The following is a 25,276-nucleotide window of genomic DNA, read 5'->3' as shown; positions in this document are numbered from 1 at the left end:
CAGCGGCCTCGTTCAGCATTTGGCCAAGGCGTGTTTCAGCGCTGCAGTTTCGTATAGTAAGCTTGGAGTTGTACTCAGCTCAGCCCGGTCGTGACGATCTGCGTCGTCGTCCACATGTGCGATGCTATCGCCGCGCAGGCGCGCGTGACATCTCGGGCAATGACAGCATCTGCGATATCCCTGTGCTCTCGCGCTACATCGCGTTCTGATCTTGCTAGCGGCACAGAGAGCTGACGGTAGCGTTCGCTCTGATCGTACAGTTGCGAGCGGATACGAAGCAGCCAGCGGTTGTCACAACCCGAAACCAAAGCGCGGTGAAATTCGCGATGCGCCTTGACCCAGCGCTGATCCAGGATAGCAGTGTCGCCGGGTATCGTGTATGGCGTGTGGCTGAGACGGTGAAGTGCGGCCACGATATCAGTCTCCCATTCTAACCCGCCTTTCTCGATAGCGAGCTTGAGGCACTCCTGCTCGATGCGGACGCGGGCGTCAGTTAGTTCAGCGAGATCTTCGGGGGACACGTCTGAGACCGTGTATCCGCGCTGCGCTCTTGCGTCGACAAGGCCCTCAGCCGAAAGTTTCGATAGCGCTTCGCGGACAGCGCCCAGGCTCACGTCATACTTCTGCACGAGAGCCTGTATATTGATCTTGGAACCCGGCAGCATGCGACACGAAATGATATCGTGACGAAGCTGCTCGTAGACGTCGTTGGCAATAGTGCGGGCAATCGGATCCATCTTAATTTCGCTTATCTGGGCGCCGAAGTGATTCAGATGCGTTAGGCATTGTGCTGCTTCTTGGTCGACTTAAAGCGAATGTCAAAGTTGCAAAAGTCATTCCGCTGTCCAGCCTCCGTCAATCTTAATGGAAGTGCCCGTCATCAACGCGGCGGCATCTGAACCCAGAAACACAACGGCACCCATGAGATCCTCGACTCGACCGAGTCGGCCAAGCTTGATTTTGGACAATACCTCATCTCGAAATGCTTTGCTTTCAAAGTAAGGAGCGGTCATCGGGGTTTCGATGAAGGTGGGGGCAATGCTATTGACGCGGATGCCCCGTGGCGCGAGCTCGATGGCCATGGCCTTCACAAGTCCCTCCACCGCATGCTTGGACGCGCAATAAAGCGTTCGCGCTGCCATTGCCACGTGACCCATCTGTGAGGTCGTGAAAATAATCGAACCCCGGATATGCTCCGCCAGCATTTTGCGAACAACGGCCTGTGCCGAGAAATAGGCAGCCTTGACGTTGAGATCCAGAACGATGTCATAGTCCGCCTCGGATACCTCGGCCATCAGCTTGGGCCTATTGGTGCCCGCATTGATCACCGCGATGTCGAAAGCTGGCTGTTGTGCAATCAATTCGCCGGCTCCGGCAATGTCGGTAACGTCCAGAACGAGCGCCTCCGCTTTGCCGCCACGATCCCTCAGCGCCGTCGCGACCTCCTCCACCTCGCTCCTGGTCCGCGCGGCAAGCACCGTGTCAGCCCCGGCCTCCGAAAGCGCCGTGGCCAAGGCCAGTCCGATTCCACGACCCGCGCCCGTCACCAACGCGCGACGCCCATCGAGCCGGAACGAGGGCGCCTTCGGCAGCGTGACGGGCGACGCGTTCATTCCGCGGCCTCAGCATAAGGAATGTTGCGCGCGCCATAGCGCCGCAATCTCACATTGGCCTGCTCGGCATGACTGAGGAATCCCTCCAGGACGCAAAGTCGCGAGCAATATTCCCCGATTATCACCGAGGCTTCGTCGGTGAGAACCTTTTGGTAGGTGCAGGTTTTCAGGAATTTGCCGACCCAAAGCCCGCCCGTAAAACGCGCCGTTCCCAAAGTCGGCAGGGTGTGGTTCGTGCCGATCACCTTGTCGCCATAGGCGACGTTCGTCCTCGGTCCGAGAAAAAGCGCTCCATAGTTGGTCATACGCTGCAGAAAGTAATCGGGATCGCGCGTCATGACCTGCACATGCTCGGAAGCGATGCGGTCCGCCTCGCTCACCATTTCGTCGTCGGTGTCGCAAACGATCACCTGGCCGAAATCGGCCCACGCCTGCTTTGCGATGGCTGCGGTCGGCAAGATGCCGAGAAGCCGCTCGACCTCGGCCATCGTTTGCGTCGCGAGTTGCTCCGACGTGGTCAGCAAGATGGCCGGCGAGTTCGGACCATGCTCGGCCTGCCCAAGCAGATCCGTGGCGCAGAGTTCGGCATCGGCCGTGTCGTCCGCGATCACAAGCGTTTCCGTCGGCCCGGCGAGCAGGTCTATGCCGACGCGGCCGAAGAGCTGCCGCTTGGCCTCGGCGACATAGGCATTCCCCGGGCCGACCAGAAAGTCGACCGGCGCTATCGTCTCGGTGCCGATCGCCATCGCGGCCACCGCCTGGATGCCGCCCAGCACATAAATCTCGTCGGCGCCCGCCAGAGCCATGGCTGCGATGACGGCCGCGGCCGGTCTTCCCTGGAACGGCGGCGTCATGGCGATAACCCGGTTCACGCCGGCCACCTTGGCGGTGACGATCCCCATATGGGCGGATGCCACAAGCGGATATTTGCCTCCCGGCACGTAGCAGCCGACCGAATTCATGGGAATGTTGCGGTGGCCGAGCACCACGCCGGGCAGTGTCTCGACCTCGACATCCTTGAGCGCGGCCTTCTGGACTTCCGCAAAGCGGCGGATCTGTGCCTGCGCGAAGCGGATATCGTCCAGCTGGCGGGAAGACAGCGCCTCGACGCATGCATCGATCTCGTCCTGCGAAAGGCGAAAAGACGGTGGCGACCACCGGTCAAACTTCTGCGACAGTTCCCGCAACGCAGAGTCGCCACGGGCCTCGACGTCGATGAGAACACTCTCGACCGCGCCGCGGACGGCGCTGGCATCGGTTGCCTTGGCTTCCGCGGACCGACCCGACTTCAGTATTCTGATCATGCAATTTCCTTCGCTCTGCGTTCTTTGCCGCCGGAGCCTTATCCACCCGGCGGGCTGCAATGGTGTCGAAAGGCGCGTTCCGCCTACTCAGCCTCATAGTTGCGGGCGAAGTCGTCAGGCGGAGTCGGCCCCCAGATGTAAAATGAATCCTCCGGGTCATGGTCCTTGGATTCCCAATCCATTTCGGCCGGGATGTAGTCGATGTCGCACGAGTATTCGGCGTAGCTGCCCCAGGGGTCGCGGATGTAATGGAAGAAGTTCGAACCCAGCACATGCCGCCCCAGTCCCCAGCCTCTCGAAAAACCCTTGTCGGCCATCTGCATCGCACCTTGCCCGACATTGTCGATCAGCGGCACGTCCCAGCTTGTATGATGCAGGCCGGGCGCCGATGATTTGACGAAGGCAAGCATGTGATGGTCGCTGCCGTGGCGGCCATGCAGGAATGCGATGTTGTCTCCCGACCGGTCGGATAGTCCCATGCCCAGGACGCCGGTGTAGAAATCGATCGCCTTCTGGACATCACGGGTGAAGATCAGGATGTGGGCAAGCCGGGTCGGGCGAACCTTCGCCGCCTTGCTGCGCAGCGGCGCGGCGACAATGCCGGCGGGCGTTGAGGCATGCCCCGACTGCGCCTTGAAGTCCGGCGATGTCTTGGCGCTCACGACCAACTCTATCAGGTTGCCGTCATGATCGCGGAACCACAGTCCATTGGATTCAAAGCCCTTGGGCGGAGATAGAAGCTCCATCCCTTTGGACTCCAGATGCAGTTTGAAACGCTGGAAATCGTCGTCGAAGACGCCGAAGGACAGATGCTGCAGCTGCTTGCGCGAACCCTGGACGAAGAAGCCCCAATTGTGGTCGACACCCTCGGTACGCACCGCATAGCCGGCACGGTGGCCGACCACGTCAAGGCCGAAAGCCTGATGGAAGCGCTCGGCCTCCTTGAGGTCAGGCACGGCCAGCACGAAGTGGTTGACGGAGTGGATGCCGAGGATGCCCTCGCCTCCTGCCTCAGGCTGCCGCTTGCGAATTGCCGTCATTGCTCATCCTCCACCTGCCGTGCCCAACGTCCTCACTTCCGCCGAACACGAGATACCGTTACGAAAAATATATTTTTAAGTCAATGATGCGATCTAACTACTTCCGCAAGGGCGTCGGCTGATATGCAATCAGACGCCACTGGCCCTTGCTTTTTCCCCACACCGCCATGCAGGAATTGTCGATCTCGCGGGCCGCGTTCCCCACAGTCGCCTTCGCGCGCATGATTCCCGCGACGATGGCACAGCTGTCACGGACGACGATGCGTTCACTGCTGTAGTGGATCTCGTGATAGATGAAGAACCGGTTCGCGACCTTCTTCAGATAGCCCGCCTTGTCGTCACGCTCTCCGAAAGAGTGCGTGTAGACCAGGTCGTCATCGAGAAGATCTTCAAGCGTCGCGACGTCGGACGCCAGCATTGCCGAATAGCGTTTCTGCTCAAGTGCCTCGATGAGGCGGCGAACCTCATCGGCAAGGTCGGCTTTTGGCAAGCTCATGGTTTTCCTCGCGATTTCAGGCAGCGATTGGCGCGGCGAACGGCATGAAATGCTCCGTCCAAAGGCGGGGCGGCAGCGCGCCCCAGCGGTTCACGACCTTGGGATTTGATAGGTTTTCGCCGGGGTCGGCAATCCTTGCCTGATGGTTCTCGTCCTCGATCACCTCCATCTCGGCGATGCATTCCACCATGAACCCGGACCGGTCGATGTAGTAGGCGAACAGATTGTCGCCGGCGCCATGGCGGCCAGGTCCCCAGACGAGGAAGCGCCCCTGTGCGTCAAGCGTATCCCCCAGCCGCTTGAAATCGTCGAAGCTGGCGAACTCCCAGCTGAAGTGGTGCAACCCGCTCGGTCCTTTGACGGTCGCGACTGTGTGGTGGCGGTTGTCGGCCGCACGCATCCAGACGATTTCATGGCCGGTGGTCCTCTCGGACTGTCGAAGCCCCAGCACGGCCTCGAGCTCCCGGCTGATCGCCTCCGAATCCCTGCTCGACAGGTTAACGTGATCGAGGCAGCGCGGGCGGATGCCCGGGCCTGTGTGACGGACCGGCTGCGTGAGCGGCATCGGCGTGTGGACCTCGAACACATGGCCCTCGCCGGTCGCGAAAGTGACGGAGCGCTCGATGCACGCAAGCGAGGGACGCTCGGACAGAACTCTGAGGCCAGCCTGTTCGGCACGGATGCGGACCGCGGCGACCGCCTCGGCATCGTGGGCCTGCAGCCCGATTGCTCGAACGCTGTCGCCATCGCCGGCATGCAGGACGAGTTCGGCATGACGCTGGTTCGAGGTCAGCAACGCTCGACCTCGCTCCCGCTCGACGACGCGGGCGCCTGCTATCGTGCAAGCGTCTTCTATCGCGGTATCTATATCCGCCACGTTGAGGGCGACATAACCCAGCCGCTGAACCATCGGTCTCATCAAATCCTCCCGAGATATGATTTTCCGGCCGCCGCCCGGATCACTTGACGATGCCGATCTTGGTCCTGTCTGTCGTAACGGCGACCGCAACCAGAATGATGATGCCGAAGGCGACGTCCTGCGCCGCCCCCGGCAGGCCCGCAATCGTGGCGCCGACACGGACCATGACCGCCGTGAGCCCGCCTATCAGGCTTGCCGACAGGCCGCCTACCCCGCCCGAGATCGCGGTTCCGCCCGCCACCACGCCGACCAGCGCAGGCAAGAGCAGGTTGCTCGCCATCGTCGGCGCGCTGTAGAGGGTCTGCGACAGAAGCATCATCCCTCCGAGAGCGGCGCAGACCGACGAGATCGCGAACGCGCAGCTTCGGATCAGATCGCGCCGGACGCCGGACATATAGGCAGCCAGCTCGCTCGCCCCGAAGGCGTAGATATCCCGGCCGACACGCGTGAAGCGCAGCAAAAGGGACAGGAATGCCCACACCGCGACCACCGCGAGGAACGCGTTGGGCACGCCATGCGTCCTGCCGCCGAGAAAGTCGAGCGGCGCAACTCCAGGACTGAGGCCGACGGTCGAGGCGTTGCTGAGATAAAGGGCCAGGCCCGAAAACAGGCCAAGCGTCCCAAGGGTCATCACGAAGGAAGGAATCTGAAGCCGCCCGATCAGCCACCCCTGGGCGGCCCCGATCCCTGCCGCTCCAACAAGCACCATCGGCACGGCGGCCGAACCGAATTCGGGGACAAGCAGCGCCACGACCACCGCTGAAAACGACGCCATGGCAGCTGCCGACAGGTCGATGCAGCCGAGCAGCACCGGAAGGGTGCTGCCGATAACCAGGATCAGCAGCGGCGCTGCATCGAAGAGCAGCGCATTGATCGCGCGCCATTTGAGAATACCCGGCGCGATCCAGATCACAGCCGCAAACACCAGCACGAGGACAATGGCCGGCCCGCAAGCGCGCAGCAGGTCGCCGGCGGATCGGATGGATGGGAACATTCGGGCGAGTGTGGGGGTCATGAACGGCTCCGATGGGAGGTGCAGTCTCGATCGAGAGGGTCGCGGCGCGTGCTCATACCATCGCCCTCACGATGTCTTCTTCCGACGGCCGTTTGGTTTGCACGTCATCGAAGCGCTGGCTGAGCCTCCCGTCCCGCAACACCAGGATCGTGTCCGAGAGGGTCACCATCTCATCCAGCGTGTCGCCGACGAAGACGATCGACAGGCCGTCTTCGGCCAATTGACGGATCGCGTTGAAAAGATCGGCGCGCGCTCCGGGATCGAGACCGCGGGTTGGATGATCGAGCACCAGCAGCCGCAGCGAGCGGCCCAGAAGCCATTTGCTGAGCACGGCCTTCTGCTGATTTCCGCCGGAAAGCTGGTCGATGCGGTGGTCGAGCGACGGCGTTTTGATCTTGAGCCGCTCAACCCAGTTCGCCGCCTCGCGCCGTTCGCGCCGCTTCGACAGCAAGAGCCCGCCATAGCCATAGTCGGACCCGAAGGTTACGGTCATGTTCTGGCAGACACTCATCCCTTTCATCATCGCTTCCGCCTTACGCTCGGCCGGGACATAGCCTATGCCGAGACCGACGGCGCCGCTTGGACAGCTGACACGCACCGGCCGACCCTCATATTCGATGTGGCCGCTATGGCTGTCCTCGACGCCGAAAATCGCGCGGCAGACCGCCTCGGCGCCGGATCCCTGGACGCCGATCAAGCCGACGATCTCCCCGGACGCGACATCGAAGGTCACATCCTCGACTTTGCCCGGTACCGTCAGGTCGCGCACTGCCAGTCGCTTCGGCGCGTCCTTGCCCGGCGGGTTGCTCCGCGGCAGCACCGAGCCCGCGCGCTGGCGTCCGACCATCAGCTCGTACAACTCGTCGGGGTCGGTCTCGCCCTTCACTCTTTCGGCGACATTGCGTCCGTCGGAAAGCACATAGACCCGGTCGGAGATCGCCAGCACCTCGTCCATGCGATGCGAGATGAAGACGACCGATGAGCGCATCTTCAGTCGCCGCACCTGCCTGAACAGCGCCTGGATCTCGGTCGGCGTCAGGACCGATGTCGGCTCGTCGAACAGGACGACGAGATGGCCCTCCACCAGTTCCTCAAGCGACAGCACTTTGGCCAGTTCGGCCATCTGGCGCTGCGCGAAGGTCAGCTGGTCGACGGGCGTATCCGGCGCGACATCGAGTTCGACCTTGTCCAGTTGGATGCGGGCCGCATCGTTCATCCGGCCGCGCCGATAGAATCCGAAGCGGCTGAAGTCGGTCGGCTTGTCGATGAAAAGGTTCTCGGCAACGGTGAGATTGCCGATGAGCGACTGCTCCTGATGGACAAGACCAATGCCCGCTCGCGCGGCCTCCAGGGGAGAGCCGAAGCGCACGGGCGAACCCCGCAGACGCATTTCCCCGGCGCTTGGTTGATGGAGGCCGCCTATGATCTTCATCAATGTCGACTTGCCCGATCCGTTCTGGCCGATCAGGCCGAGAACCTCGTGCTGACGCAGCTCCATGTCTATCTCATCGACAGCGAGCACGCCGGGGAAGCGCTTGGAGATATTTTGCAGTGACAGGAGTACGGTCATTTTACCACTCTGGTCTTGCGCCGCAGGTGCCAGGTGGACGCGGCGACCGCGACGACGATCACCACCCCTTCGATGGCTTTCTGCAGCAGAGGGTTGGCTCCCGTCTGCACGAGCCCGTTGCGCAGCGTGACGAGAACAAGGACGCCGACGAGCGAATGCAGCACGCCGCCCCGGCCGCCGGACAGCAACGTGCCGCCGATCACGCAAGCGGCAATTCCGGGGAAGAGCAGCCCCTCTCCCGCCAGGGGATTGCCGACGCCGATCTGCGCCGCGGTCAAGATGCCGGCCAATCCGGTCAGGCATCCGCAGATGGCAAAGGCGCCGACCTTGTAGACGTTCACGTTCACGCCGGCCAAACGGACAAGCGCCTCGTCGGCGCCGATGGCAAAGCCGATACGGCCAAGCTTGGTGCGCCGCTCGACAATGAAGGCGACGAGAGCGAGCGCCATGGCCAGGTACACCAGCGCGCTTAGGCCTAGATGTTTGTGCAGGGCCAATCCGACAAAGCCGCCGTCGAGGATTTGCGGCTGCCTCGAGGGAAAGAGCAAAGCCGCCAGGCCGAGCGTGATCAACCACATCGCAAGCGTGACGATGAGCGACGGCATCCGCAGATGGGCATACAGGATCCCGTTGAGAGCACCGACGGCCAGGCCCGCGGCCAGAGCGACCGCGATCGCACCCGCGCCAAGGTCATGTGCCGTGACGCTGTTCGCGATTAGGATTGAAAGCAGGATGTTGGCGAGCGGAGCCACTCCCTCGCCCGACAGGTCGATCGAACCTTGCACCAGCACGAAAGTCATCCCGATTGCGACCACGGCGGGAACCGCCGCCGACTCCAGGATCGCCTGCAAATTGGCTGCCGAAACGAAATTCGGGGTCAGGCTGGCGAACACCAGAACCATTGCAAGCAGCGACACTATGGGGCCGGCCGATTTCAAGACACCGAGTCCGGTGTGCCCAGATCGCCGTTGCATTCCGGCTTCCCCGCGTCGCGGGGAAGCCATTGCGCTGGTGTCGTGGGCGTGCAATTGCGCCTGGGTCATGGTGCGGCTCAGTTCACGCCGACCGGGATCTGACCCTTTGACCGGGCCCAGAAATTCTTCTTCAACGCGTCATAGGAGAAGTCGGCCGGATTCGGCTGGGCCGAGAGCATCGCATCGACATTGTCCTTGGTCGCAAGCGTTTGCACCAGGTAGAAGTCGCGCTGAGCCTGCGCCAGGTCGCCGATCTTGAGGTCTCCCGAGGCCACCGCGTAGGCAAGAGCTGCCGCCACGGCTCCGTGCAATTGCGAGCTGATCCGCATGCTGGACAGCATCTCGCCGGATTTGATCAGCTTCAGCACGTCGCTGGATCCGTCGGAGCCGGTGACAGGGACCTTGCCCACCAGGCCCTTCTCGCGCAGCGCCGCGACCGCGCCGAGCGCCATGCCGTCATTTTGCGCGAAGACACCCTTCAACTGGTCCCCGTAGCGCGCAATCCATGTACGGGTGATGTTTTGACCTTCCGTCTGCCCCCAATTGCCGATCTGGGTGTCGAGGATCGTCATGCCGGGGCATTCCGAGACCGCCTTCAGGAGGCCGATCTCCCGCTGCTTCGACGGCGGATTGTCCGGCGTCCCTTTGAGGACCGCGATGCCGCCCTTGCCGCCAATCGCCTTGCACAGCGCCATGCCGTTCTGATAGCCGGAATCGACACCGTCGAAGGAAATGTTGGCGATCCATGCATCGGAAGCCGTATCCCAGGGATGGATCTCCTCAGGACGATTCCACATCGTCGTCATGAAAGCGCCGCCGGCTTCCGCCCGCTCGACGAATGCCTTGGTGAAAGCGGTCGAGTCCGGGAACCAGGCGAATGCGCAGCCTTCGCAGCCGGCTGCAAGTATCGCCCCCAATTGCTGCATGTGCTTCTGGCCGTCGAACCCGCTCTCGTAGACCTCGAGCTTGGCGCCGACGGAGTTTGCCACCTGCTCCGCGCCCCAGATGACTTCCTGCCAATACTCGCTGCTGGTCGTCCCGACGGCCAGATAGATGGTCTTTGGTTTTTCTTGGGCCATTGCGCCGTGGCCGGCCATAGGGCCAACGGCGATTGCCACAGCCGCCACTACCGCGGCTGAAATCCTTTTCAGCAGTTTCACTTCATCCTCCCGATGATCGTGTTCATGCGACGGGCCGTCCTCTACGGCCCTGCAGAGGATACATTTCCTCAAAAAATCTATTTTGTAAAGACTAATAAATTATCTAAAAGGAAAAGTGATAATCGATACCTGCGCAACCGATAGGAGGATTCGGCCATGGGAACAGGAGAAACCGTGCTTGTCACAGGCGCCACGGGGCGGACAGGCAAAGCGGTGATCGCCGCGCTTGCCGCGCGCGGAGCGCGCGTTCGCGCCATGACCCGCACGCTGGCGGGAGAAGACAGCCTTCGCGCTGCAGGCGCGCATGAGGTCGCAGTTGCCGATCTCGGGGATCGCTCGTCGCTCGATAGCGCAGTATCGAGAGTTGCGCGGCTCTACCATATCGGACCGCGTTTCAATGACCGCGAGATAGCGTTGGGAGCCAACATCATCGCGGCCGCCCGCGCCGCCGGTCTAAGGCATTTCGTCCTTCATTCGGTCTTCCATTCGCAATGCCGAACCATGATCCACCACCGGCAGAAGCTTCGGCTGGAGGAGATGCTGATCGAATCCGGCCTGCCCTACACCATCCTCCAGCCGGCGATGTACATGCAGAACATCGCGCTCGAATGGCCGAAGATCGAAACCGAGGGCATCTATGAACGCCCCTACCGGACAGACCTTCCCATGGCGATGGTGGATCTCGCCGATCTGGCCGAGGCGGCGGCGGTCGTGCTCACGACAGAGCGCTACATCGGGGGCACGTATGAACTGGTTGGCGGCGAGCCGCTTTCACACGCCGGCATGGCGAAGGTGCTGACCGGACTTTTGGGCAAGCCGGTTCGGGCGTCGCGCTATGCACCGGCGGAATGGCGACGCCGCAACCGCGGCCGCTTTCCGGAGGACTACCTTCGGATCTATGCGGCGATGTGCCGGCATTATGACCGCTTCGGTCTGCCGGGTGGCAATCCGGCGGCGGCATCGATGATCCTCGGCCGCGAGCCCGCCGCCTTCGAGGATTTCGCCCGCCGCTTCGCGGCGGAACGAAAGACAGGATAGCATGCGAGCGTCCGGACCGTTTTGTCCGGCCCAGGTGTCAGGCTGTTGCCAGCCTCACGCCGGCCTCGGCCAGTACCTTGCGGGAGGTATCTCCCGAACGCTCTCCAGCCTCTGTCGCCGACAGCGCGTCGGCTTCCAGCGAGAAGACTTCGGGGCCGACATGGCGGAGGTTGCCTTTGCCCGCGACGATCTTGATGATCTCCACGACGTCGAATTCACCCTCTCCCGGGAAATTCCGATAGTTGATCGTATCGTCGAAGAGCGAATTGCCCACCTGCCGCCGCACGCCGTCATCGATCTGCATTCCAGCCAGGTGCCTGGCCGGCAGGCTCTTGAGCAGGTCGAGCTCGTATGCGCCCTTGGAAAAGTGCCATACGTCGACAAGGATGCCGGCATTGGATGGATTAACGCCGCTGACGATCGCCCAGGCATCGGAAAGATTGGGCATTCCCCAGAACGGCATGAATTCAAGATCGATCCAGTAACCCTGCGCCTTGGCGCGCTCGCAGAGCCGCCCGAACCCATCGATCAGCCGGGAGAGCTCAACCGTTCCCTTGTCATAACCGGCAACCGCCAGGATCGACGTCAAACCGAGTTTCTCACACATGCGAAAAGAGTGATCGGTGCTGACGTCGAAGCGGGCGCGCAGCTCCGGCGAACATTCGGCAGGGACTCGGATGGGCGCCCAGTCGGTGAGCGAATCCAGGTAGCGCAACGGAGCGCCGACATCGGCGGCCATCGCCTTCATGTCCGATGGAGTAAGCCCCGACTCCAGTGCATCGAGGTAGGTTTCGGGCGCGATGGCAAGAGCGGTAAAGCCGCCTGCCCTCGCGGCTTCCACATGCCCCCGAAACCCATGTGCGCGCGCGGAGGCGGGCCAGAAGACGAAATCGACAGGTGCAGTCATCACAATCCCTCGCTTGTCTTTTCCTGGCGTCGCAGATTCCCGCCAGCCACGGCGGAATGCCGCGCCGGTCGACGCCGTGACGGGGGCAGCCTCTTCATCACCCGATGAGTGGACCGCAACGCCGTCGGTCAACTTGCAGCCGATGTCAGGCGGCTTCGGCCGTGCCGAAACGATGCGGAATACCCGCCTTGTCGAAGACATTGGCGAGCGCGACCCGGCTCCGGTTGCCGATCTCCTCGGCCGACAGCGTGTCGTAGAGTCCGGAGAAGGTCTCAGGTCCGTAACGGTTGAGCCCGCCGATGCGGTGAAGTTGCTGGAGCAGCTCGACCACCGGGAAGCCGCCAGTGCCGGCGTCCACGCGATGGAAGATGCAGTCGTTCAGCAGCGACAGGCCCGGCCTCAGCTTTGCATCGGCATCGGCGATCTGCACGGTGGAGATCTTGTCGCCGGGGATCGTGTCGAGCAGCGCCGGGTCAGGCTTTCCGCGCAGATAGTGCCAGAAGTCGAATACAAGGCCGCTGTTGTCGCGATCCGCGGTCTTGATGATCTTCCAGGCTGTCTCAAGGTCGGGAAGGCCCCAGAACGGGATGAATTCGAGGTCGCAGCGCCAGCCCAGGCCGGCTGCCCGGTCACAGGTCCTGATAAAGCCTTCGACGAGCTGATCGATCGAGACCTGGCTTTCCGGACAGGTGATGATGCAGCTCATGGAGTCGACACGAAGCGCCTCGCCGATACGAAAGAAGTCGTCTTCGTCAAAGCCGAAAAAGCCGAGCGAAAACGCGGCCGGATCGAGATTGTCGGGCAGCCAGTGCGTTGCCCAGCGCGAATAGGGATCGAGCTGGGTGAGCTTCACCCCCTCGTCATCCGCCATGAGCAGCATGTCCTTCGTCGTGATGCCGTCAGCAAGCCAGCGGCAATAATGCCATGGCGTGATGGAGATGGCATCGCAGCCTGCCAGCCGCGAGGCGCGCAGCTGCTCCTTCAGCGGCAGCGACCGCACCGTTCCCACCCACATGATCGTCGACGACTTGTCCATACTCTCCTCCTTGTCGCAGCCAGGCGCGAAGCAATGGCGCCTCAAAAACCTTCGAATACAATCTTGCCGTTCACGGAACCGGCCTCGATATCCCGGTGGGCCTGGATCAGCGCGTTCGCCGAGGCCGGCCCCAGGCGCCGCGCCAGCGTGGTTCGCACCTGCCCTGCATCGACGAGCTGCGCCAGCTTGCGCAGAATTGCGCCCTGCTCGGCCATGTCCGGGCGCTGAAAGACCGGCCGCGCCATCATTGAATGCATATGCACAGTGATGCACTTTGTTTTCAACGTAGCGAGCGGAAACGGATCGGGATCATCGAGAACGCCGATCGACCCGAACGGCTGAACCAGATCCACGAACTGGCTCTGATGGCGAGGCGTCTGGGCCAGGGCCATGACGAGATCCACGCCCTTGAAGCCCAGCGCCTCCACCTGTGGTTTCAGCGGCTGCCGGTGGTCGATCACATGGGCGGCGCCGAGTTCCCGGCACCAGTCTGCCGTCTCCGGCCGGGACGCCGTCGCGATCACCGTCAAATCGGTCAAGGCGCGCGCGAGCTGGATCGCCATGGAACCGGTCCCACCGGCGCCGCCGACAATCAGCAGGGTACGTCCATCAGAGGCCGGTTTGGGACGGGCGCCAAGCCTGTCGAACAGAAGCTCCCAGCTTGCCAGCGTGGTCAGCGGCAAGGCCGCCGCCTGCGCAAAATCGAGACTCCTCGGCATCGCCGCGACGATCCGCTCATCCACAAGCTGGTATTCTGCATAGCTGCCCTGGCGAACGACCGAGCCGGCGTAAAACACGGCATCGCCTGTCTTGAAGTTCGCCACCTTCGAGCCCCCCGCCACAACGACCCCGGCGGCGTCGTAGCCGGGTACTTTGAGCGCACCGCCCGGGTCGGCTATGCGCCTGAGCTTGGCGTCGAGCGGATTGACCGAAATGGCCCTTACTTCGACCAGAAGGTCGCGATCCTGCAATTCGCTCGGTCGGGACAGTTCGACATCGATAAGCGCATCCGGCGCGTCGACGGGCCCGGCCTTGGTGAATCCGACTGCCTTCATCCGGCTGCTCCTAGAACAGATTGCGGATCGAGCCGCCATCGACGCCCCAAACCGATGATGTGACGAAGGATGCCCGCTCCGAGGCGAGGAAGACGATGATGTCGGCAACCTCCTCAGGTTCGCCCATGCGCTCAAGCGGCAGTTGCCGAAGTTTCATTTCATGGTCGACCGCCTGGCGCGGCGGCATGCCATGAACCTCCGCAAGCTTGTCCGCAAACCCTCCCGGCCGGGACCACAGAGGGCTCCAGACCGGCCCAGGCGCGACCGCATTCACCCGCACGTGGGGGGCCTCGGCGCGTGCCAGGCTTTTGGTGATGCTCACCAGAGCGGTCTTTAAGGCGGCATAGTCGGCTGGAATGGTCTCAGGCTGGCGGGCGAGATCGGACGTGTTGTTGACGATCGCGCCGCGGCTTTCACGCAGCCGAGGCAGCAGGGCGCGCGTCATGCGGATATTGCTGAGGAAATTGACATCGAATGTGCGTTGCCAGTGTGCGTCGGTCAGCAGATCGAACGGCTGCGCGTCGACAATGCCGACATTGTTGACCAGGACATCCAGTTTGCCGTTCCCGGCCGGGAACACGTCGGCAATCCCCTGTCCAACGCCTTGCGCCGACGATAGATCGGCGACCGCAAGCGTGATGCCCACGCCCGTCGCTGAGGCTGATGCAGCCGTCTTCTCCAGGCCCGCCGCGTCCATATCGATGAGCCGCAGGTCCGCCCCCTCCCTGGCAAACGCGAGCGCCGTCGCCCTGCCTATGCCGCTTGCCGCGCCCGTTATGAGCACGGTCTTTCCCTTCAATCCGGTGTCCATCGATCCCTCAGGCAGTGGTTGCTTCGCGCCCGTGCGCCACGCAGGCGCAGCAACGCTGGTTGTGCAGTTTTCCGGAGCGTTGCTTCCGGCTTTCGATCAGGCGGCCTTACCGGCCATGTCCTCACGGCGAACTTCGTCGCGGATCGGATTGACCAGCTTTCCAAGCCCCTCGATCGAGACTTCGCACTTGTCGCCGTCCTTCATCAACAGTCGCGGATTGCGGGCCCATCCGATGCCGGCGGGGGTGCCGCTGACGATCAGGTCGCCGGCTTCGAGCGTGATCGCCTCGCTGATCGTCTCGATGAGGGTGGCGACATCGAAGAGCATGTCGTCCGTGGTCGCCGATTGGACGACCACATCGTTGAGCCGCGTCTCGAGCCTCAGCCCCTTGCCGCCGGCCGGCACTTCATCGGCAGTCACCAGCGCGGGGCCGAAGCCGCCTGTGGAATCGAAATTCTTGCCCACTGTCCATTGCGGTGACTTGAACTGGTATTCACGGACCGATCCTTCGTTGAAGATCGAATAGCCGATCACGTGGTCATGGGCGCGCGACTTCGGGATGTGGCGACCGCCCCGCCCTATCACAACCACCATCTCGCCTTCGAAATCGAGGCTGGTCGAGGCAAGCGGCCGCACGATCGGCTGGTTGTGACCCACCAGCGTGGTGGCGAAGCGAGCAAACAGCGTCGGGTAATTCGGCTGTTCGTATGGCGACTCCTTGGTATGGTCGGCATAGTTCAGCCCAACGCAAATGATCTTCGGCGGCCGCGCCAAAGGCGGAAGAAAAGTGACGGCATCGGGATCAAATTCCGCGCCCTCGGCGAGCTTATGGCCCACGCGCAACAATTCCTCCGGACCTTCGGCTATCAGATGCTCCAGGTCGAGCGTGCGATCCGAGCCGGCAGCAATCGAGCCGCGCAGCCGACCCGCCCTTTCCACGGCCAAGCCTCGTTGACCCCCCAATTCGAACCTTACAAAGCGCATGCGTTTCCTCGCTCACAGTGTGCTGCTTGTTGAGGCAAGGATTTTCCAAAAAATAAGATATGTCAACAAAAAATCTATTTTTCCGTTGACCATCTGATCAACGCATGGATAGTAGTCATATCGAGCGGGTTGGTGGAGGAGCCAGCTTGCGCCGTCATGCCTGCTGTCGGCTGCATGGCGCCAAAAAAGACAGCCAGGGAGGATGGATCATGAAGGCCCTTCGTTTTCACGCCGCGCGCGATCTGCGGCTGGAGGATATAGACCCGCCCGCCGCCCCGGAGCCGAACGAGGTCATCGTTGCGGTCAGCCACTGCGGGATTTGCGGGACCGACATTCACGAATATCTGGACGGGCCGATATTCGTGTCGACGCGGCCGCACCCTCTCACCGGTGCGACGGCACCGCTCGTGCTTGGCCACGAATTCTCAGGCAGAATCGCCGCGGTCGGTCGCGGTGTCAGCCGCTTCTCTGACGGCGACCGGGTTGCGATCCTCCCCCATCTCAACAAGCCGGGAGACTATTTCGTGCGCCGCGGGATCGGCCACATCAGCGATACGACGGCTTTGGTGGGCCTCTCTTCGGCTTATGGCGGCATGGGGGAATATGCGGTCCTTCCGCAGGACAACATCGTCAAATTGCCGGATAGCGTGAGCGACGAGCAAGGCGCGCTTTTCGAGCCGATGGCCGTGGCCATCAACGCGATCGATCGGGGCGGCGTCGATGCCGGCAGCACCGTTTTGGTGACCGGCGCGGGTCCGATCGGCGTCCTTGTGGCAATGGCCGCGAAAGCTGCCGGCGCATCGAGGGTGGTGGTGTCCGAAGCCAATCCCGCACGCCGCCGCAGGCTGGAATCTCTCCAACTCGGCTACGAGATCGTCGACCCCACTTCGGCGAATTTTGGCGATGCCGTAATGGGGCCGACCGAGGAAGGCCTGGGTGTCGACGTGGCGGTTGAATGCGCGGGCAACGAGCGTGCCTTGGCCGACTGTATCCGGCTTGTGCGGCGCGGCGGAACAGTGGTTCAGGTGGGCATCTTCGTTGATCCTCCCCGCGTGGACATGCGCTTGCTTGTTTCCAAGGCCGTGACGCTGACAACGAGTTGGGGCTTTCCGATCACCATCGGCCCCCGCGTCGTCCAGATGATCGCCGTTAGACAGGTCCAGCCTGAAAAAATCATAACGGGTCGGGTGACGATGGCTGACGCCATCGTCCGAGGCTTCGATACGCTTGCACAGCCGGACCAGGACCATCTGAAGATTCTCATCGCGGTCGGTGCTTAGACCCTGCAGCGTCACGACTTTCATAGACAGAAGGAGGAAGAACAATGGGCCGTCTCGAGGGCAAAGTGGTGCTTGTGACCGGTGCAGCACAAGGGATCGGCGCGGCGATCGGAAAGCTATTCGCCGCCGAGGGTGCCGTGCTTTACCTGACCGACGTCCAGCCGTCACCGAAAGGCGAGCTTCAGCCCGGCACGCAGTATCGTCGGCTGGACGTTTCGAAAGAAGATGACTGGCGCTCCATCGTCACGGAGATCGTCGAGCGTCACGGTCGTCTGGATGTCCTCGTGAACAATGCCGGCATTGTCGAGCACTATGGCCAGATAGACGCCACCAGCACCGAGGCCTGGCACCGCGTCATCTCAGTCAACCAAACGGGAACCTTCTTCGGCATGCGCGAGATTGTCCCGGTCATGAAGCGCAACGGCGGAGGGTCTATCGTGAATTTTTCGTCGATCTGGGGCACCACGGGCGCTGCTGGAGCAGCACCTTACCAAGCCGCGAAAGGTGCAGTGCGCACGATGACAAAGAATGCGGCCATCAGCTACGCCAAGGACAACATCCGAGTAAACTCGGTCCATCCAGGCATCATTTGGACGCCGCTGATCGAAGGCCAGAGCAAGGAGATGAACGACAGCATCATCGCCGTGACGCCGATGGGTCGCGCGGGCGAGCCCGAGGAGATCGCATTTGGCGTGCTCTATCTGGCGAGCGACGAATCCTCTTTCGTGACAGGCTTAGAGCTGAATATAGATGGTGGCTACCTGGCACAGTAATCGATAACTGCCTCCTAGTCTGCGAAATTGAATCCGGAGCAACCGAGCCGACGGATTTGCATACTGCAAGGCTGCCAGCCGTCTTCCTGCGTCCTTCCTCAAGTGCCGAATCGTCTGCTTCCGGGCAATGCGAACAAAGCTCCGAACGGCTGACATGGGCGCAAAGCAGCCTTCAGCCCGCGCTATGTCCGGCGGAATGTGGCGAGTGTGCGGCCACTAATCCTTGCCGCCCATCAGTTCATCAAGGATGCACCTGGCCGGGAGCGCCGGCCAGGCAGAAGTGCGAGGCTGCGGTCCGTTCTGTCGCGAACGCCCCGCTTCGAGTATCCGACGTGAAATGGCCTCCTGCTGATGACGCAGGTGATCACTCAGAAGCTTGTTGCGGGTAATGTAGCCCGCATTTACGCCTGGGATCGAGTGGTTCATCAGAAGGTGAACATCGAGCTCCGCCACACCCGCGGCTTGAGCGATTGTGCGGAACGTCTGCCGCAGGTCATTGCCCCATTTCGACAAATCGTCGCGCTTTTCCTTGTGTTCAATCATGTGACCGCTTCTGCTGTCCGCCGGGAAGAGCCATTCACGCGATTGCTCTGCATAGAGGGCGCGGCCAATGCGCATCACTCGAACCAGACAGCGGATCATGGGCTTCGACAGCGGTATGTCGAAAGCCTTGACCTCGCCGCCCTTCGGCCTGGGTATGTGCAGGACACGGGCGCGAAAATCGACATGCTCTACCCGCGCTTTCCTGAATCGCTTCAGGGCGGTGGCCCGAAAGCAGCATGAACAGATGAAACTCCCGCCGGACGGGGTTCTTCAGAGCCGCGAGCTGGGTGAACCACCCTTCGAGATCCGATAGCCCAAGCGCGCTATTGCGTCGGTGTTCGGCATTCCAATCTATGGCTGAGACCGGGTTATCCGCGGGCAACGTGCGGGCGACTTTGCGGGCATGGTTGTAGATGGCGCGCAACGTTCGCATGCAACCATTGGCGATGTAGGCGCCGTTTTCCTTGGTCAACTTCTCGTGCCGTGCCGTTACCAGGGCGGGATCATTGCCGAGCTTGGAAAGGGGTTCATCAAGCCAGTCGGCCAGTAGACGCTCGGCGTGATCGCGATAGTTGTTGATCGTTCCTTCGCTTCGGCCCTTCTTCTTCATATGCCCGTCTCGGTAGCGTTCCCAGGCAATGCGCAGCGTAGGGTTCCCGATCGATGACAGATCAACCTCGGCAGGGCCTCGCTTACGGGTCGACGTGCGAGGGTCAATTCCACTGGCGATCTTCCCGAGAATGTTCTTGGCCTTCGCCCGCGCCGCTCGCGTCGTGAGTTCTCCGACCTCAGCAACCTTCATTCGGACGGACAGCCGATGTCCCGCCTTCCTCCGCTCACCCTGGACAACGAATGTCTTTCGCCGTTTGCCCACAAGCACCATGAAGCCCTGGAGCTCGGTATCCCGGGCAAAATATTGACCTGAATTTCGCCGGCCTAAGGCTCGCGACGGCGCGGTCGGTGAGAGGGATCCGAAGGTCTGTCATGAAATTAGTACGGCATTTAGTACGGCAATTGCGCGATTGTCGATCTCGCTCGATCTGTCGGTTTATTTACGCCATCATATCCGCGCAGTACGAAAAATGCAACAATTTTAGTAAGTTAGAATAGGATCAATCGTACAGCGATCGGCATTGGGAAACAAAGGGAAAGATCGTCTAACAAATTCCTAATCTGTAGGTCACAGGTTCGATTGTCGGGATCACCATAGTTTTCAATGGTTTGGCTCGGAAATCGCCGTACTATTTTTGCCCAAAAAGTACGGCAAATTTTGCAGACCTTCAAACTTTGGGCCATGAGCGACCTCCCTTATAGCTGTCGGTGAACGGTGAAATGGGACCGAAAGCGGTCTGTCGGTCTTCCGTAGTGATATGTCGAAAGGCGACATTTCAGGCGGGCAGGATGGACGCCGCAAGGCGCGACCTCTTGTTCTGGCGCCCAATTGACTTTGTGCATGGTCGCCAAATTTGGCCTCAGGATTTTCCACATCTGCGCATCGCTAGCGTAAGCTCCGCTTAACAACAACGGCAGTTTTTTCGGCGTTTACAATGTCCGGCCGAAGTCGGACGTTCCCCTCAACAAGAGCATGTCCGGGCGGGTCGTGCGGTAACCAGATCGCCGCAGCCACGGATGCCAACGGAGGGTTTTCCTTATGAGCAAGAAGCAGATGAAGCTGGGGCTCTCCATGCGCTACATGGGATACCACGTGGGCGCATGGCGGCATCCGGATACCGTCAAGGGCGGAAATTCTATGCTTCAGTCCTTCCTCGGCGTCGCTCAGACGGCGGAGCGTGCCAAGTTCGACATGCTGTTCCTCGCGGACGGAATTGGTGTGCGGCTGGATGACAAGCCGAAAGGCTCGCTCTGCCGCTCGCATCACAACGTCGAGCTGGAGCCGCTGACGTTGCTTTCGGCGTTGGCCGCGCTTACGCGAAACATCGGCCTCGTCGCCACGGCATCAACTACCTATAACGAGCCCTTCCACATTGCGCGCAAGTACGGTTCGCTGGACCAGATCAGCGATGGCCGGGCGGCATGGAATGTCGTGACCTCCTGGTCGGATCAGGAGGCCTGGAACTTTTCGATGAGCAAGCAGCTCGATTACGACACCCGCTATGAGCGGGCCGCGGAATTCGTCGATGTCGTTACCGGTCTCTGGGATAGTTGGGACGAGGACGCATTTGTGATCGACAAGGAGTCCGGCATCTTTTTCGACGACCGCAAGATGCATGTGCTCAACCATGTCGGAAAGCATTTCTCCGTCCGCGGACCGCTCAGCGTCCGCCGTTCGCCCCAGGGTCGGCCGATCCTTGTGCAGGCAGGCGTATCGGAGCCAGGGCAGCAGATCGCGGCCGAGTATTGTGATATGGTCTTCATGGCCAAGAACGACCTGAAGTCCGCCCAAGACTATTATTCGTCGGTCAAGAATCGGCTCGACGGCTTCGGCAGGAAAAAGACCGATCTCCTGATGATGCTCGGCCTGACACCGATCGTCGGCCGCACCCGCGAGGAGGCGCAGGAAAAGTATGAAGAACTGGAATCGCTGATCGATCCGGTCGTCGGCCTGCAGCTGCTCTATCGGTCGTTCGGCGACCTCTCGCACTTGCCGCTTGATGGTCCGGTACCGAAACCGGATCTCGACAAGGTCGGCCTCAAGAGCAGCGCGCAGATGTATTACGAACTGGCCCAGAAGCAGAACCTGACCATCCGCCAGCTTTATAAAAAGCTTGGCATGGCGCAGGAACACAAGACGGTTGTCGGCACCGCGAAGGACGTCGCCGACGAGATGGAAAGCTGGTTCGAGGCCGGTGCTGCGGACGGCTTCAACATCACGCCGACGCACCTGCCGCAGGGCATTGATGATTTTGTCGAACTGGTTTTGCCGGAACTGCGCCGGCGCGGCCTGTTCCGCGACGAATATGAGGGCCGCACGCTGCGCGAGAACCTCGGACTACCGTTGCCAAAGAGCCGCTACGACGCTGATGCTTCAGCAGTTGCGCGTCTCGCCAGCTGATCACGATCGAACGAGTCCACGACATGCAGGCGAACGTCAGTCGAGAACCCACGATGTCCGAAAGTGCTACTCGTCTACCGATTGAGTCGGCCGATCCCGCGGAGGACAGCAGGCTGTTTCGCAGATGCCTCGGTCTCTACGGAACAGGTATTGCCATCATCACAATGGAGAACGCTGGTCAGCGGGCGGCGGTTACGGTGAACTCCTTCGCGTCCGTTTCACTCGATCCGCCTCTTGTGCTCTGGTCGATCAGCCACGCGTCCCGCAGCTATCCGTTGTTCAAGGCTGGCGGTCCGTTCGCCGTGAATATCCTCGCCTCCACCCAGATGGGGGTATCGCGGCACTTTTCCAGCAAGATCGAGGACAAGTTTGCAGATGCGGACTGGAGTCCGGGCCAGCATGGCTCACCGCTGCTTCATGGCTGCCTCGCTCACTTCGAGTGCGAGACCTACGCGCAGGTGGAAGGTGGCGACCACACCGTCCTAATAGGGCTGGTACGCCGGGCCAGCCGGTTCGAGGGGGAGCCGCTTCTGTTCGCGCAGGGCCAATACTCGGTCGCCTACGCCCATCCGGAGGTATCTGCAGCGCCCGAAGTCAGTGGTCCCAAGCCTGAAATGCCTTCGCAGGCAGGGATTATCCCGCAGATTTTCGAGGCGCATCATCTGCTGTCGGCGGTGTTCGACGAGCACAGACACGCGGAAGGCCTTGATATCCCGGTGGCCCGCGTCATCGCCTGCGTCTATGACATTCCAGGCCTGAAGGCGGAACAAGTGGCGCGCGTCACCTATCTCGGACAGCGCGACACAGAGGACGCCCTCGCGACGCTTGCCGAGCGCGGGATGCTTGTGAGCGGCACGGCTGGAGAACTGACACTCACCGAGGCCGGAAAGCGCCTGCGCGAAGCGATCCAGACCCGCTGGCGGAACTTCCAGCGAGACCAGATGGCGGGCATACCGGAGGCGGACCTTCGTACCACGCAGAAGACGCTGTCCAAGCTTATTTCGCAGAACCGGGCCCCAAACTGATGAGTTGGGACTATATTATCGTTGGCGCGGGTTCTGCCGGTTGCGTGCTTGCCAACCGCCTGAGCGCCGATCCATCGACGAAGGTTCTGCTGCTCGAAGCGGGTGGCAGCGACAAGAAGTTCAACATCATGATGCCGTCGCTGGCCTTCAAGGCGATGGCCGACAAGCGCACTAACTGGAAATTCATGGCCGAGCCGGATCCGACGCGGAATAACCGTCGGGATATGGTCCCGCGTGGCAAGGTTCTCGGAGGCTCCAGTTCGATCAATGCGATGTTCTACGTGCGTGGCAATCGCGGCGACTATGACCATTGGGCGCAACTCGGCAACAGGGGCTGGTCCTACGACGATATTCTGCCCTACTTCAAGAAGCTCGAGGGCAACCGGGACGGTGTAACGGATATCTACGGCAAGGACGGGCCGATCGTCGTCAGTGTCGTCCGCAGGCCGCCGAAACTGGCCCAGGTATTCATCGAGGCCATGCAGGAACTCGGTTACCCGCATAACCCCAGTTACAACGCGGAACCGACCGAGGGCGTGGCCTTGAGCCACGTAACCCAGCATATGGGGACGCGCTTCAGCGCCGCGAGGGGCTATCTCGACCCCATCAAGTCACGGCCAAACCTCAAGATCATCACCGGCGCCGTCGCGCGAAAGGTCATCTTTGAAGGACGGCGCGCGGCCGGTGTAGAACTGGAAATAGAGGGCAGGACCCGGACGGAGCATTGCTCCGGCGAAGTGATCATCGCTGCCAGCGCCATAAACTCTCCGAAACTGCTCATGCTGTCAGGCATCGGTCCGGCCGAGCAGCTTGAGGCACATGGCATTCCGGTGTTGAAAGACAGCCCAGGCGTCGGCCGCAATCTTCAGGAGCATGCCAGTACCCAGGTAAAGGCTTATGTCAACGTGAAGACGCCGAACCAGGAGTTCAATCTCTTGGGCATCCTGAAGTATGGAGCGCAATTCCTGCTTAGCCGCTCGGGTTATGCGACCTACACCTATACCGGCATGGGAATGGTGCGCACGCGGCCCGATCTCGAGTATCCGGACATCCAGTACCATTTCGGTGCCTTCTCCGCGAACTACACTGACGAAGGCATCGAGATGCAGAAGGAGGCTGCGATCAACCTCCAGCCCAATGTCAACGCTTCACGCAGTCGCGGCTATCTGGAACTTCGCTCGGCCGATCCGAATGAACAACCGAAGATTCAGCTGAACCTTCTGAGCGATCGCTACGACATCGAAACACTGATGGCGGGCGGCAGGATTGCACGGGCAGCGCTGCAAACGAGGGCTTTCGCTCCCTATGTCACGGGCGAGATGAAGCCCGGCAAGGACGTCCAGACGGACGACGAATGGATCGCCTATATGCGCGAGAACGCGAGCGGCAGCTACCATCCGTGCGGCACTTGCAAGATGGGCATCGATCCCATGGCCGTCGTGACGCCGGATCTCAAGGTCATCGGCGTGGAGGGCCTGCGCGTGGTCGATTCCTCCATCATCCCGCAGATACCGAGCTGCAATCTCAATGCCATCAGCATGGCGATCGGAGAGAAGGGCGCCGATCTGATCCTTAAGAAACAAGCCGCCTACGCGACGGCATGATTTGACGGGTGATTGGGCGCGGAAGCATGACCGCCGCTGCAGTTTCGAGTGATCCGACAATGACCAAAGAGCCCGTGTCAAAGACCTTCGTTTTCTACATCGTGCCCGAATTCACCATGCTTGCGTTTACGTCCGCCATCGAAGCGTTGCGTTTGGCGAATGCGGTCATGGGGGAAGACGTCTATCGATGGCGGATCGTCAGCGTGGACGGTGACACCGTGCGATCCAGTTGCGGACTGTCGGTCTCGCCCGATCGCTCCGTTGCCGCAGAGCGCTCGAGCCCACGAGCGGAGCGGCCGAATATGATCGTGGTCTGCGCTGGCTGGCACGTCGAACATGCGGTGGACAAATCTATCGCTGGATGGCTGCGCCAAAGCCGCAATTTCGGCATCTCCGTGGCGGGAATCTGCACGGGTGCGTACATCCTCGCGAATGCGGGAATGTTGGCTGGGAGGCGTTGCACCATCCACTGGGAGAACCTTCCAGCCTTCAGAGAGACGTTTCCGTCCGTCATTGTCGGCAGTGGCCTCATCGAAAGCGACGACGACATCCATACCTGCGTCGGCGGGACGGCCTCCTTCGACATGATGCTCCATTTTATTGAAAAGGATTGCGGCCGGCGGGTGGCGTTGGCGATATGCGAACAGGCAATTGTCGATCGCATAAGGGAGCCGTTTGAACGGCAGCCCAGTCCGTTGAGAACGTTGGGCAGCGTCAACCCGCTTGTGCTATCGGCCGTTCAGTTCATGGAAGACCGTATCGCGGATCAGACGGATGTCGCGGCGGTGGCGAGGCACATCAAGCTTTCCCGCAGGCAGATGGAGCGTTTGTTCGCCAGAGAGCTCGCGACATCCCCCTCACGCTACTTGCTCGAGCTTCGGCTGGATCGGGCACGGCTGATGCTCCTGCAGTCAAGCATGGCCATCCTCGACGTGGCCATAGCGTGCGGCTTTGTCTCGGGGTCCCATTTCGCCAAGTGCTACAAAGCATTCCATGGCGTCTCCCCGCAGCGGATGCGAACGCAGCGTCCTCGAAGTGCCTGCGTTCCTTCTCTCGGACGGGCTGGATCGCGCGCATCTTCGGGACGCATGGTATGACTGAACATGCGTCGGCCGC

Annotated in this window: 24 protein-coding genes; 7 read left to right on the top strand and 17 right to left on the bottom strand. The window is 61.4% G+C overall.

Annotated features, from left to right (window positions below; genetic code table 11):
* Positions 1–74: 74 nt before the first annotated feature.
* The 10 genes from EJ067_RS21775 to EJ067_RS21730 form a co-directional block, all read right to left on the bottom strand.
* Positions 75–737, bottom strand: coding sequence for an FCD domain-containing protein (locus EJ067_RS21775; protein WP_126087301.1), 663 nt, complete (start codon positions 735–737; stop codon positions 75–77).
* A 96-nt stretch (positions 738–833) separates the two neighbouring features.
* Positions 834–1,613: an SDR family NAD(P)-dependent oxidoreductase gene (locus EJ067_RS21770; protein WP_126087300.1), complete on the bottom strand. Its 780-nt coding sequence runs from the start codon at positions 1,611–1,613 to the stop codon at positions 834–836.
* Positions 1,610–2,917: a histidinol dehydrogenase gene (gene hisD / locus EJ067_RS21765; RefSeq protein WP_126087299.1), complete on the bottom strand. Its 1,308-nt coding sequence runs from the start codon at positions 2,915–2,917 to the stop codon at positions 1,610–1,612. Before hisD ends, EJ067_RS21770 begins: the two co-directional genes overlap by 4 nt.
* Before the next feature lie 83 nt (positions 2,918–3,000).
* A complete protein-coding gene (locus tag EJ067_RS21760; protein WP_126087298.1) occupies positions 3,001–3,957 on the bottom strand; it encodes a VOC family protein in 957 nt (318 codons plus the stop codon).
* 97 nt (positions 3,958–4,054) lie between these two features.
* Entirely contained in the window at positions 4,055–4,447 is a 393-nt protein-coding gene (locus EJ067_RS21755; protein WP_189510069.1) for a nuclear transport factor 2 family protein, read from the bottom strand.
* Positions 4,448–4,469: 22 nt separating this feature from the next.
* Positions 4,470–5,372: a VOC family protein gene (locus EJ067_RS21750; protein ID WP_126087296.1), complete on the bottom strand. Its 903-nt coding sequence runs from the start codon at positions 5,370–5,372 to the stop codon at positions 4,470–4,472.
* Between the two features lie 40 nt (positions 5,373–5,412).
* Positions 5,413–6,387 (bottom strand): ABC transporter permease, encoded by a 975-nt coding sequence (locus tag EJ067_RS21745; RefSeq protein ID WP_126087295.1) that lies wholly within the window; start codon positions 6,385–6,387, stop codon positions 5,413–5,415.
* Between the two features lie 52 nt (positions 6,388–6,439).
* Positions 6,440–7,957, bottom strand: coding sequence for a sugar ABC transporter ATP-binding protein (locus tag EJ067_RS21740; RefSeq protein ID WP_126087294.1), 1,518 nt, complete (start codon positions 7,955–7,957; stop codon positions 6,440–6,442).
* Positions 7,954–8,895, bottom strand: coding sequence for an ABC transporter permease (locus EJ067_RS21735; protein WP_245468008.1), 942 nt, complete (start codon positions 8,893–8,895; stop codon positions 7,954–7,956). Before EJ067_RS21735 ends, EJ067_RS21740 begins: the two co-directional genes overlap by 4 nt.
* Before the next feature lie 113 nt (positions 8,896–9,008).
* Positions 9,009–10,091 (bottom strand): sugar ABC transporter substrate-binding protein, encoded by a 1,083-nt coding sequence (locus EJ067_RS21730; protein ID WP_245468007.1) that lies wholly within the window; start codon positions 10,089–10,091, stop codon positions 9,009–9,011.
* Between the two features lie 156 nt (positions 10,092–10,247).
* On the opposite strand from EJ067_RS21730, the gene EJ067_RS21725 reads away from it, so the two are divergent.
* Positions 10,248–11,129 (top strand): NmrA family NAD(P)-binding protein, encoded by an 882-nt coding sequence (locus EJ067_RS21725; RefSeq protein WP_126087292.1) that lies wholly within the window; start codon positions 10,248–10,250, stop codon positions 11,127–11,129.
* Positions 11,130–11,166: 37 nt separating this feature from the next.
* Here the strand turns inward: EJ067_RS21725 and EJ067_RS21720 are convergent, their stop codons facing one another.
* From EJ067_RS21720 to EJ067_RS21700, 5 genes are all read right to left on the bottom strand, one after another.
* Positions 11,167–12,168, bottom strand: a complete 1,002-nt coding sequence (locus EJ067_RS21720) for a TIM barrel protein (RefSeq protein WP_189510067.1) — start codon at positions 12,166–12,168, stop codon at positions 11,167–11,169.
* A gap of 13 nt (positions 12,169–12,181) precedes the next feature.
* Positions 12,182–13,072: a sugar phosphate isomerase/epimerase gene (locus EJ067_RS21715; RefSeq protein ID WP_126087290.1), complete on the bottom strand. Its 891-nt coding sequence runs from the start codon at positions 13,070–13,072 to the stop codon at positions 12,182–12,184.
* Between the two features lie 41 nt (positions 13,073–13,113).
* Positions 13,114–14,127 (bottom strand): zinc-binding alcohol dehydrogenase family protein, encoded by a 1,014-nt coding sequence (locus EJ067_RS21710; RefSeq protein ID WP_126087289.1) that lies wholly within the window; start codon positions 14,125–14,127, stop codon positions 13,114–13,116.
* Between the two features lie 10 nt (positions 14,128–14,137).
* Positions 14,138–14,938, bottom strand: coding sequence for an SDR family oxidoreductase (locus EJ067_RS21705; protein WP_126087288.1), 801 nt, complete (start codon positions 14,936–14,938; stop codon positions 14,138–14,140).
* Between the two features lie 96 nt (positions 14,939–15,034).
* Positions 15,035–15,877 (bottom strand): fumarylacetoacetate hydrolase family protein, encoded by an 843-nt coding sequence (locus tag EJ067_RS21700; RefSeq protein WP_245468006.1) that lies wholly within the window; start codon positions 15,875–15,877, stop codon positions 15,035–15,037.
* A gap of 254 nt (positions 15,878–16,131) precedes the next feature.
* On the opposite strand from EJ067_RS21700, the gene EJ067_RS21695 reads away from it, so the two are divergent.
* Positions 16,132–17,202, top strand: a complete 1,071-nt coding sequence (locus tag EJ067_RS21695; RefSeq protein ID WP_189510065.1) for an alcohol dehydrogenase catalytic domain-containing protein — start codon at positions 16,132–16,134, stop codon at positions 17,200–17,202.
* A 44-nt stretch (positions 17,203–17,246) separates the two neighbouring features.
* Positions 17,247–17,975: a glucose 1-dehydrogenase gene (locus EJ067_RS21690; RefSeq protein WP_126087285.1), complete on the top strand. Its 729-nt coding sequence runs from the start codon at positions 17,247–17,249 to the stop codon at positions 17,973–17,975.
* Between the two features lie 216 nt (positions 17,976–18,191).
* On the opposite strand, the gene EJ067_RS35520 is transcribed toward EJ067_RS21690, so the two are convergent.
* Positions 18,192–18,518, bottom strand: a complete 327-nt coding sequence (locus tag EJ067_RS35520) for a hypothetical protein (RefSeq protein WP_245468005.1) — start codon at positions 18,516–18,518, stop codon at positions 18,192–18,194.
* Between the two features lie 34 nt (positions 18,519–18,552).
* On the bottom strand, positions 18,553–19,401 hold the full coding sequence (locus EJ067_RS35515; protein WP_245468004.1) for a hypothetical protein: 849 nt from the start codon (positions 19,399–19,401) through the stop codon (positions 18,553–18,555).
* Between the two features lie 768 nt (positions 19,402–20,169).
* On the opposite strand from EJ067_RS35515, the gene EJ067_RS21680 reads away from it, so the two are divergent.
* From EJ067_RS21680 to EJ067_RS21665, 4 genes are read left to right on the top strand one after another with little or no spacing between them, the layout of a single operon-like run.
* Positions 20,170–21,531: an LLM class flavin-dependent oxidoreductase gene (locus EJ067_RS21680; protein WP_126087284.1), complete on the top strand. Its 1,362-nt coding sequence runs from the start codon at positions 20,170–20,172 to the stop codon at positions 21,529–21,531.
* 23 nt (positions 21,532–21,554) lie between these two features.
* On the top strand, positions 21,555–22,556 hold the full coding sequence (locus EJ067_RS21675) for a flavin reductase (RefSeq protein ID WP_245468003.1): 1,002 nt from the start codon (positions 21,555–21,557) through the stop codon (positions 22,554–22,556).
* A complete protein-coding gene (locus tag EJ067_RS21670; RefSeq protein WP_126087283.1) occupies positions 22,556–24,160 on the top strand; it encodes a GMC family oxidoreductase N-terminal domain-containing protein in 1,605 nt (534 codons plus the stop codon). The genes EJ067_RS21675 and EJ067_RS21670 overlap by 1 nt, the downstream gene beginning before the upstream one ends.
* 26 nt (positions 24,161–24,186) lie before the next feature.
* Entirely contained in the window at positions 24,187–25,257 is a 1,071-nt protein-coding gene (locus EJ067_RS21665; RefSeq protein WP_245468002.1) for a GlxA family transcriptional regulator, read from the top strand.
* Positions 25,258–25,276: the final 19 nt, after the last annotated feature.

It is taken from the genome of Mesorhizobium sp. M1D.F.Ca.ET.043.01.1.1, assembly GCF_003952385.1.
In the GTDB taxonomy this organism is placed as follows: domain Bacteria; phylum Pseudomonadota; class Alphaproteobacteria; order Rhizobiales; family Rhizobiaceae; genus Mesorhizobium.
This window is presented reverse-complemented; position numbering and strand designations above follow the sequence as displayed.